This is a genomic window from Lentzea kristufekii (assembly GCF_033949925.1).
GTDB lineage: Bacteria > Actinomycetota > Actinomycetes > Mycobacteriales > Pseudonocardiaceae > Lentzea > Lentzea kristufekii.
Genome location: NZ_JAXAVV010000033.1, coordinates 86,179 through 95,497, shown reverse-complemented (window position 1 = coordinate 95,497; position 9,319 = coordinate 86,179). Strand labels below are relative to the sequence as shown.

8 protein-coding genes and 1 pseudogene are annotated in these 9,319 nt (G+C 71.4%); 4 read left to right on the top strand and 5 right to left on the bottom strand.

What is annotated here, in order from left to right:
• The first annotated feature begins 197 nt into the window (after window positions 1–197).
• Complete coding sequence (locus SK571_RS41545) at window positions 198–803, top strand: hypothetical protein (RefSeq protein ID WP_319989615.1); 606 nt, start codon at window positions 198–200, stop codon at window positions 801–803.
• Here SK571_RS41545 and SK571_RS41540 read toward each other — a convergent pair.
• Window positions 784–2,001, bottom strand: coding sequence for an MFS transporter (locus SK571_RS41540; protein WP_319989614.1), 1,218 nt, complete (start codon window positions 1,999–2,001; stop codon window positions 784–786). The two genes, SK571_RS41545 and SK571_RS41540, sit on opposite strands and share 20 nt — an antisense overlap.
• 82 nt (window positions 2,002–2,083) lie before the next feature.
• Here SK571_RS41540 and SK571_RS41535 point away from each other — a divergent pair, with 82 nt between their 5' ends.
• The gene (locus SK571_RS41535) at window positions 2,084–2,971 is read left to right on the top strand and encodes a LysR family transcriptional regulator (protein WP_319989613.1); all 888 of its coding nucleotides are present in this window, start codon (window positions 2,084–2,086) and stop codon (window positions 2,969–2,971) included.
• Here SK571_RS41535 and SK571_RS41530 read toward each other — a convergent pair.
• Window positions 2,968–3,270 (bottom strand): tannase/feruloyl esterase family alpha/beta hydrolase, encoded by a 303-nt coding sequence (locus SK571_RS41530; protein ID WP_319989612.1) that lies wholly within the window; start codon window positions 3,268–3,270, stop codon window positions 2,968–2,970. The genes SK571_RS41535 and SK571_RS41530 overlap by 4 nt on opposite strands.
• A 38-nt stretch (window positions 3,271–3,308) precedes the next feature.
• Window positions 3,309–4,019, bottom strand: a pseudogene (locus SK571_RS41525) (MFS transporter); the annotation flags it as partial.
• 144 nt (window positions 4,020–4,163) lie between these two features.
• Between SK571_RS41525 and SK571_RS41520 the strand changes: the two are divergent.
• Window positions 4,164–5,840 carry a helix-turn-helix domain-containing protein gene (locus SK571_RS41520; RefSeq protein WP_319989611.1) on the top strand — a complete coding sequence of 559 codons (1,677 nt, stop codon included), beginning with the start codon at window positions 4,164–4,166 and terminating at the stop codon, window positions 5,838–5,840.
• On the opposite strand, the gene SK571_RS41515 is transcribed toward SK571_RS41520, so the two are convergent.
• Complete coding sequence (locus SK571_RS41515; RefSeq protein ID WP_319989610.1) at window positions 5,837–7,441, bottom strand: long-chain fatty acid--CoA ligase; 1,605 nt, start codon at window positions 7,439–7,441, stop codon at window positions 5,837–5,839. The two genes, SK571_RS41520 and SK571_RS41515, sit on opposite strands and share 4 nt — an antisense overlap.
• Window positions 7,442–7,521: 80 nt before the next feature.
• Window positions 7,522–8,373 (bottom strand): LysR family transcriptional regulator, encoded by an 852-nt coding sequence (locus SK571_RS41510; RefSeq protein ID WP_319989609.1) that lies wholly within the window; start codon window positions 8,371–8,373, stop codon window positions 7,522–7,524.
• A 69-nt stretch (window positions 8,374–8,442) separates the two neighbouring features.
• Here SK571_RS41510 and SK571_RS41505 point away from each other — a divergent pair, with 69 nt between their 5' ends.
• Window positions 8,443–9,303 (top strand): EamA family transporter, encoded by an 861-nt coding sequence (locus tag SK571_RS41505; protein ID WP_319989608.1) that lies wholly within the window; start codon window positions 8,443–8,445, stop codon window positions 9,301–9,303.
• Window positions 9,304–9,319 lie beyond the last annotated feature (16 nt).

Sequence of the window (9,319 nt, the reverse complement as noted above, 5' to 3'; positions counted from 1 at the left end):
CCCCCCCCCCCCCCCCCCCCCCCCCATTTCAAGCAGAAGACGGCATACGCGATGAAGCGGACCGTCTCGTGGGCTCGGAGATGTGTATAAGAGACAGGCCGACCGCTGCGGACAGCCACATCGGCGGCCCGATGCTGTGGCCCGCCGATGAGCCATGGCCGTGGTGCGAAGGCGGGTCCCACGAGCCCTCGGAGAACGTGCCCGGGACCGCGGCCATGGTGCGGGTGCCGTGGGTCGGCGCCGTGCAGCTCTACCGGCGTGACTTCCCGGAGCTGCCGTTCCCGGAAGGCACCGACCTGCTGCAGGTCTTCCTGTGCACAGTGGTCCACGCCGAGGTCAACGGGCCCGGCGTGCTCCTGCACTGGCGTGCTTCCGCCGAGGTCGGCGACCTGATCGGCGAGGTACCCGTGCCGGTGGTCTCCGACCCGGAGTTCTCGTTCCAGCCCAGGGTGTTCGCGCCGGTGAGGACCACCGAGTACCCGGACCCCGACGAACTGCCGGCCGAGCTGGCCGGCACCTTCTCCTTCTTGCGGGAACCGGGGTCCCACTACAGCGACTACGACCAGTGGCCGGACGTCGCGAGGGGGTCGAAGATCGGCGGCTGGACTGCCTGGCACCACACCCAGTGGCCCGAGCAGGAGTGCTCCGAGTGCGGCGCCCCGTGGCGGCAGACGCTGGGACTGGCGACCGAGGAGCAGGAACCGGGCGAGGACGTCGGGTGGCTGTTGGGAGACGACGGCGTGCTCAACGTCTTCCTGTGCTCCCAGGACGCCCGGCACCCGATCACCGTGATCGTCGACTGAGCGCCGCCACTCCCGCGAGCAGCACGAGCAGGATCGCGGCGAACCAGGTCATGACCGTGACCGGGGCGAGGAACCGCGTCGCCAGCCCGATGGACAGCGACGGCACGCTCAGGCCCAGGTAGGCGATGAAGAACAGGCTCGCCAGCGCCTCACCGCGCTTCGCCGGCGGCGCCATCGCCGTGACCGCACCGATCGACGCCTTGAACTGCACGCCGGCGCCGACACCGGCGATCGCGCCGCCGACCAGGAACAACGGGAAGCTCGTCGCGTACATCCCGGCCACGACCAGCAGCACGCCCATCGCCTGCCCGCCCAGGCCGAGCCTGCGCCGGGCAGTCGGCGAGAGCCCGCCCGTCACGGTCTGCGCGAGCGCGGCGCCGCCGAACACGAGGAAGACCACGAGCCCTGCCAGCAGTCGCGACGGGTGGTGCAGCTCGCCCGCCACGAAGCCCGGCGAGACGGACGTGAACACGCCGAACACCGCGAACGCGGCGAACGCGCCCAGGGCCGCGGTGAGGTAACCCGCGCGGTCGCCGTGGTCGGCGCTGATCCGTTGTGGACGGTACGAGACCCGCTTGCGCACCACGGTTTCCGGCGTGAGGGCCACAGCGGCGATGCTCACCACGAGCAGCACGGCCAGCACGACGTACGGGGTGCTCAGCGGTGAGGGCGCGTACTGCGCCAGCACGCCCGCGACCAGTGCGCCGACGCCGAGGCCGCCGATGTTCGCGGCGGTCGACACGATCTCGAACCGGCGCGGGGAGGCACCGGGGCGGTGCTGGGCGTGCAGGTCGTGGAGGTACGCGGTGGCGGTCGCGGCGATCATGCCGACGCCCAGGCCGTTGACCACGCGGGCGACGATCAGGACCGGCAGCGACGTGCTGGTCAGGAAGAGCAGCGCGGAGACGATCTCCAGGCCCAGCGCGGGGATGAGGACGGTCTTGCGGCCGGCCCAGTCCGAGACGTGGCCGGCCAGCACGAGGCTGATCACCACGCCGACGGCGAAGGCGGCGAACACGACGGTGATCGCGAACGTCGAGAAGCCCTCGCGGGCGACGTAGAGCGGGAACAGCGGCGCGGGGACGGTCGAGTACGCCATCGCGACGAGGAACGCGCCGGCGACGGCCCAGAAACCGCGCCCGTGGCGCAAGCCGGCGGCGGGGCGTTCGGTGGCCGGCGAATCGAGCAGCAACGACATGCCACCACCTTGCGGGCCAGGAAGCATCTCGTCCAACGAAAGTTGCAGCTGACAATCATCACTTTCTGAGATACTCGCTGGTGTGGACCTTCGTCAGCTCGAATACTTCGTCGCGGTCGCGGAAGAGAGCAGCTTCACCCGTGCCGCCGCCCGCGTGCACGTCGTGCAGTCCGCCGTCTCGGCCGCGATCAAGACCCTCGAACGCGAGCTCGGCGCGGCGCTGCTCGACCGCAACTCCAAGCGCGTCCTGCTCACCGACGCGGGGGAGGCGCTGCTGCCGAAGGCGCAGGCGGTCCTGGACGCCGCGGTGGAGGCGAGGGACGCGGTGGCCCAGGTCGAGGGCGGGCTGAAGGGCACCGTGCGGATCGGCACGCTGACCGCGATGACCCTGGTCGACCTGCCCGGTCTGCTCGGCGAGTTCCACCGCCGCCACCCCGGAGTGCTGGTGCGCACGAGTGCGGCGACCGCGGGGTCGGCGGGCCTCGTCGAGCAGTTGCTGGACCGCAGGCTCGACCTCGCGTTCGTGTCGTTGCCGGGGGAGGTGCCGGACGGGATCGTCCTCGACGAGCTCGCCCACTCGGTGATGGACCTGGTCGTGCCGGACGACCACCCGCTCGCCGCCAGGGCCGAGGTGTCCGTCGTGGACCTCGCCGGCATGGACTTCATCGACTCACCGCTGGGCTACGGCAACCGGGCGGTGGCCGACCGGGCGTTCGCGGCCTGCGCCGTGCCCCGGCGCGTGACCCTGGAGATGTCCGACATCTTCACCGGCGTCGACTACGTCCGCAACGGCCTGGGCATCGCGCTGCTGCCGAGCTACATCCTCGGCGACGCGCGGGGCGTCACCACGCTCAAGGTGACCGGCGCCGACCTGCGCTGGCCCATCGGGCTGGCGAGGCCGGCGGACCGCGCCCCGGCCGCGGCGGCCAGGGCGTTGATCGCTGTGGTGCACGAGTTCCTCGATCGCTAACGGGTGCAGGTGAAGCTCGACGCGCTGTCCGGATCGCCTGCGCGGTAACGGGGCCAGCCCGGGTACTCGCACAGCGGACGGGTGCGGTCGTGGGAGTTGTCGGCCACGACCGGGTTCTTCGGCGACCGTCCACTCCCGACCCAGCGTTCGAGTGCGGAGAGCGAGTCCCACCCCGCGGCGAACGACGGCGTGCCGAAGTTCGCGTGGTTGGCACCGGGCACGAGGTAGTACCGCAGGAACCCCTGAGTCGTGGCGGGACCGAGGAGGTCGCGCACGCGGTCGTAGTAGTCGTTCCCCACCTGGTCCGGACGACCTGCGCGAGCGGCGCCCTGACCACCGCGCGCTCCGGCCGTGCCACCTCCTTCTGCAGCTCGCGGAACTCCGGCGTGTCCTCCACTTTGGACTGGATGTAGAGGACCACGGCGAACATCACGATGCTGACCAGGAAGGGGATCCGCCAGCCCCAGCTGAGGAACGCGTCGTTCGGCATCAGTCCGCTGGCGGCCACGAAGATCAGGTTCGAGATGATCACGGCGACGAAGACGCTGGTCTGCCCGAAGGTGCCGGCGAACCCGCGCCGCTTCGGGCTCGCGGACTCGGTGAGCAGCAACATGATGCCGCCCCACTGCCCGCCCGCCGCGAGTCCTTGCAGGAACCGCAGCGTCACCAGCAGGATCGGGGCGAGCGCGCCGACCGAGGACGCGCTGGGCAGACAGCCGATCAGGAACGTCGCGCCGCCCATGAGCGCGAGGCACGTGACGACGACCGGCTTGCGCCCGTACTTGTCACCGAAGTGCCCGGCGAGCACGCCGCCGACCGGTCGCGCCACGAAGCCCGCCCAGAACGTGCTGAACGCGAGCAGGGTGCCGGTCAGGGCCGAGGACTGCGGGAAGAACACCTTGGGGAACACCAGGGCGGCCGCGGTGCCGTAGAGGAAGAAGTCGTACCACTCGATCGAACTCCCGACCAGCCCGACGGTCAGCAGCTTGCGGAAGCCACGGCGCCGGGTCGCGGACTGTTCTTCGGGCTGGGCCAGAGGGGTTGCCATACATGCCGCCTTCGTCGATGAACCGGCAGGTGATGACGGCCAATGCTAGGGCGGCGGCCCCTCGCGGCTGAGGTCTGGATCACACACCACCTGCCCCGATTCGGTGGGGCTTTCCACCACCGGCGGCTGGGTGAGAATGGCGTCGTGAGCATCGACCCGAGTGAGTCGCACGAGCTCGTGCGCCGCCAGCGCGAACTGGCGTCGTTGTACGCGACGGCCAAGTCGCTCACCGCCCTCGGCGAGCTCGACGACGTGCTGCAGTCGATCGTCCGCCACGCCCACGACCTGATGGGCACCGACTTCACGTACCTGTCGCTGGTCGCGGACGGCAGGCTGTCGGCCCGTGCGGCCGAAGGGACGATCTCCGCCGCGTTCCTCAGCGCCACGATCCCGGCCGGCGTCGGGCTCGGCGGCAAGGTGCTGGCCACCCGGCGCCCGCAGTGGGTGCGCAACTACGCCGCCTCGACCCTCATCGACCACGACGCCGGCTTCGACCGCCTCGTCGGCACCGAGGACCTGGTCGCCCTTCTCGGTGTGCCACTGGTGATCCGGGACGAGGTGGTGGGCGCGCTGTTCGCCGCGTACCGCTCCGAGCGGTCGTTCCACGCGGGGGAGATCGCGCTGCTGAGCGCGTTCGCCGACCACGCGGCGGTGGCCCTCGACAACGCCCGGCTCTACGAGGAGAGCCGGACCGCGTTGCAGGACCTCCAGGTCGCGTACCGCAGGATCGAGGAGCACGTGGCCGTCGTGGAGCGGGCGCAGGCGATCCACGAGGCCCTGACCGGCGTGGTGCTGGAGGGCGGGACACCGGACGACGTCGCCCAGCTCCTGGCCGAGCAGCTGGGCGGCACCGTCACGGTGCTCGACGCGCCCGGCCACCGGTCCGGCCGCGTCACGACCTCGGTCGAGGACGGGGTCGCCCGCAGCGTGGCCCCCATCCAGGCGGGCGACAGCCGGCTCGGCGCGCTGGCGTGGAGCAGGCCGGCCGGTCCCGGCGTCTCGGAGGACATGGACCTGCGCACGCTCGAACGGGCCACGCACATCCTGGGGTTGCTGATCCTCAAGGAGCGGGCGGTCGCCGAGGCCAGCGAGCGGCTGAGCGGGGAGCTGCTGACGGAGCTGCTGGTCGGCGGTCCCGGTATCAGCCCGGCCCCGCGCGCCCGCACCCGTGCCCGCGGCATCGACGCCGACCGGCTGAACCTGGTCCTCGTCGCGGACTCGGCCTCGCTGTCGTCGGCCGATCTCCTGCGCCACCTGCACGACATCGCGAGAGACCGCGCGGGGCTGGCCGGCGAACACTTGGGCAGAGCCACGATGATCGTGCCCAGCTCGGACGACGACCGGACCGTCGAGGAGGTCCACAAGCGGCTCCGGCGCTCGCTGGGCGGTCCCGTCGCCGTCGTGGGGGAGAGGGCGGCGGGCCACGACTGGTCCCGCGCGTTCTCCCTCACGAGCCGCTGCGCCGCGGTCATGCGCGCCATCGGGCACACCGACAGGGGCGTCACGACGGGCCGGTACGCCCTGTTCGCGATGGTCTTCGACGCCGACCGCGCCCGCGAGCTCGACCGCTTCCTCTCCACCTCCGTGGGTCCGCTGGCCGACTACGACCAGCGGCGCGGCACCGATCTCGTCGGAACGCTCAGCGCCTACTACGACCACCGTGCGAACGTCGCGGCGACCGCGCGCGCGTTGCACGTGCACGTCAACACGTTGCTCAAGCGGCTGGACCGGGTCAGCGACGTTCTCGGTGCCGACTGGCGCACCGAGAACGACCTGGAGCTGCAGCTCGGGCTGCGGCTGCACCGGTTGCGCGACCTCTAGGCCGAGTCGCGCAACGCGCTCTTCGACAGCTTGCCGGTGCCGGTCTTGGGCAACGCCGTCCGGAAGACCACCTCGTCGGGCAGCCACCACTTGGCGACCGACGGCGTGATGTGCCGCAGCAGCTCGTCGCCGGTGGTGGCGCTGCCGTCGCGCAGGACGACGTAGGCGACGGGTCGTTCGCCCCACCGCGGGTCCGGGCGGGCGACGACGGCGACCTCGACGACGTCGGGGTGCGAGGTGAGCGCGCTCTCCAGCTCGACCGACGAGATCCACTCGCCGCCGGACTTGATCAGGTCCTTCATCCGGTCGACGAGCCGCACGTAGCCGTCGGTGTCGATCGTGGCGAGGTCGCCGGTGCGCAGCCAGCCGTCGCGGGTGAAGCTGTCGGGCGACTCCACCTGGAAGTAGCCGCCCGCGACCCAGGGGCCCGCCACCTGCAGCTCACCGATGGCCTTGCCGTCGCGCGGCAGGTCCTCGCCCGTCTCGACGTCGGCGATCCGCAGGTTCACCAGCGGCAACGGCTGGCCCTGGGAGGCCCGCACCGCCTTCTGCTCGTCCGCGGCCGCGTCGCGGTGCTGGGTTCGGGTGCCGCCGATCGTCCCGACCGGACTGATCTCCGTCATGCCCCAGGAGTGGGTGATGGGGACGCCGATCGCGGTCCGGTAGACCTCGGACAGCGCCGGGGCGATCACCGAGCCGCCGCCGAGCAGGAACCGGGTGGCGCTCAGGTCGTGCGACCGCAACCGGGGGACCAGGCTCGTCCACACCGTCGGCACGGCGCCGGCGACGGTGACCCGCTCGGTCTCCATCAGCCGCAGCAGGTGGGCCGGGTCCGAGGACGGGCCGGGCAGGACCAGCGAGGCGCCCGTCATCATCGCGCCGTGCGGGAGGCCCCAGGCGTTCGCGTGGAACATGGGCACGATCGGCATCACGACGTCGCTCTCGCCGAGACCGATGAACCCGGCCGCGAGCGTGCCCAGGCAGTGCAGGATCGTCGACCGGTGGCTGTAGAGCACGCCTTTGGGCGATCCGGTCGTGCCGGAGGTGTAGCAGAGCCCGGAGGCGAGGTGCTCGTCCGCGAGCGTGAACGAGTCCTCGAAGGAGCCGGTGAACGGATCGGCGGCCGCGACCAGGTCGTCGTAGTGCAGGACGCGGGGATCGGCCGGGATCGGCACGGTGCTGTCGTCGGGCAGCACCACCCAGTGGCGGACCGTCGGCATCCGGCCGGCACTGGGCCAGATCCGCGGCAGCAGTGCGCGGTCGACGAACACGACGTCGTCCTCGGCGTGGTTGACGATGTACTCGAGGTGTTCCGCCGACAGCCGGATGTTGATGGAGTGCAGCACCCGCTTGGTGATCGGCACCGCCAGGTACAGCTCCAGGTGGCGCCGTGTGTTGGTCGCGAACGTGGCGACGCGGGCACCGGCCGGCACGCCGAGCGAGTCGAGTGCGGTGGCGAGGCGCCGGGTCTGCCCGGCCACGTCGGCGCACGTGAGCCGCTCGACCCCGGCCGTCACGACCTGCTTGTGCGCGTACAGCCGCTCGGCTCGCTCCAAGATGTGCGCGATGGTGAGCGGCCGGGGTTGCATCAGCCCGTCCATGGAAGATCACCCTAAGTGAGCTTCACGTGGGGCGAGAGAGCAGAACCTTCCACTCATTCCCCTTGTCCGGCGGCGATTCCTCACACCGCGCGATAGGCGTCGCACGCCAGCGTGATCAGATCGGTCAGGTGGCGGGGCGGCTGGTCCTTCCACCACGCCAGCCACACCGCGATCGGCGGCGCGTCCACCACGGCCCGGTAGGCCACGCCGGGGCGGGGGTTCAGGCTCGCGGTCGCCTCCGAGGTCATGCCGACGGCCTGCCCGGCGGCGATCAGCGTCAGCCACTCGTCGACGCTGTGGGTGTTGCGCACGACGGCGGGCGCCTTGCCGGGCTGCCACAGGTCCAGGGTGGTCGTCCCGGTCCGGTCGTCCACCGCCAGCGAGTAGCGGGCGAGGTCGGCGAGCTTCAGCGAACGCTTGCGCGCCAACGGGTTGTCCGTCGCGACCACGCCGTAGCGGCGCTCGGTGCCGAGCAGCGCCGTCTCGAACCGCGCGTCGTCGAGTGCCCTGCGCACGACCGCCACGTCGGCCATGCCCTCGGCGAGCCCGGCCGTCAGCGAGTTCGACTGCACGAACACCAGCGGCAACCCCGGATGCGTTGCGGCCCAGGCCTTCTGCACGCGCCGGGTGTGCTTGCCGAGCGCCGACCAGGCGTAGCCGATGCGCAGTTCGGTCAGCGACTGCGAGGCGATCCGGTGCAGGTGGGCGACCTCGTCCAGCACGCGCCGGGCGCCGTCGAGCACCTGGGTGCCCACGGCGGTGAGCGCGACGTGCCGGGTGGAGCGTTGCAGCAGCCGCACGCCGAGCGCGGTCTCCAGTGCGGCGACCGAACGGGACACCGACGCCTGGGTCAAGTCGAGTTCCTTCGCCGCGTCGGTGAACGTGCCGGCGTCGACCACCGCCACGAACGCCCGCAGGTGCCGCAGATCCATACGTGCAGCGTATAGCTGACGCGGCTGATGCATTTCCCGCATCAAAGTCGGGACCGCAGGCTGGGCGGCATGAAGAGCCTCGGCGGATTCGCCACGATGACCGCGAGCGCGGCCAGCAACCAGATCGGCGCCGCCGTGGGCGCGCACGCGTTCGCCACCATCGGCCCGGCCGGTGTCGTGGCGGTGCGCCAGTTCGTGGCCGCCGCGGTGCTGCTCCCGATGGCCCGGCCGAACCTGCGAAGGTTCACCTGGGCGCAGTGGTGGCCGACGATCGCGCTCGGTCTCGTGTTCGCCACGATGAACCTCAGCCTCTACATGGCGATCGACCGCATCGGCCTCGGCCTCGCCGTCACGCTGGAGGTGCTCGGGCCGCTCGGTGTCGCGCTGGCCGGCTCACGCACGCGGCAGGACTTCCTGTTCGTGCTGATCGCGGCCGTCGGCGTGTACGTGCTGGTGTTGCCGGGCCCCAGCAGCGACTACCTGGGCGTCGGGCTGGGCCTGCTCGCCGCGGGGTGCTGGGCCGCGTACATCCTGCTCAACCGCCTGGTCGGCGCGCGGCTGCCCGGTCTGCAGGCGCCCGCCGTCGCGACCGCGATGTCGGCGACGCTCTACGTCCCCGTCGCGGTGCTGCTGGTGCTGCACGGGAAGCTGACCGGGATGTCGATCCTGTACGCGGTCGGCGCGGGCGTGTTCTGCAGCGTCGTGCCCTACGCCGTCGACGTGATCGCGCTGAGGAAGGTGCCCGCGCGCCTGTTCGGGCTGGCGATGAGCGTGCACCCGGTGCTGGCGGCACTGGCGGGGCTCGTGGTGCTGGGGGAGAAGCTCGACCTCCACCACTGGGCTGGAATCTTGCTCGTGGTCACCGCCAACGCACTCGCGGTGACTTGCTCGAAGTGGTCTGGATCACCTACCGTCAAACCCGAAATGTGAATCCAATTCACTTAGC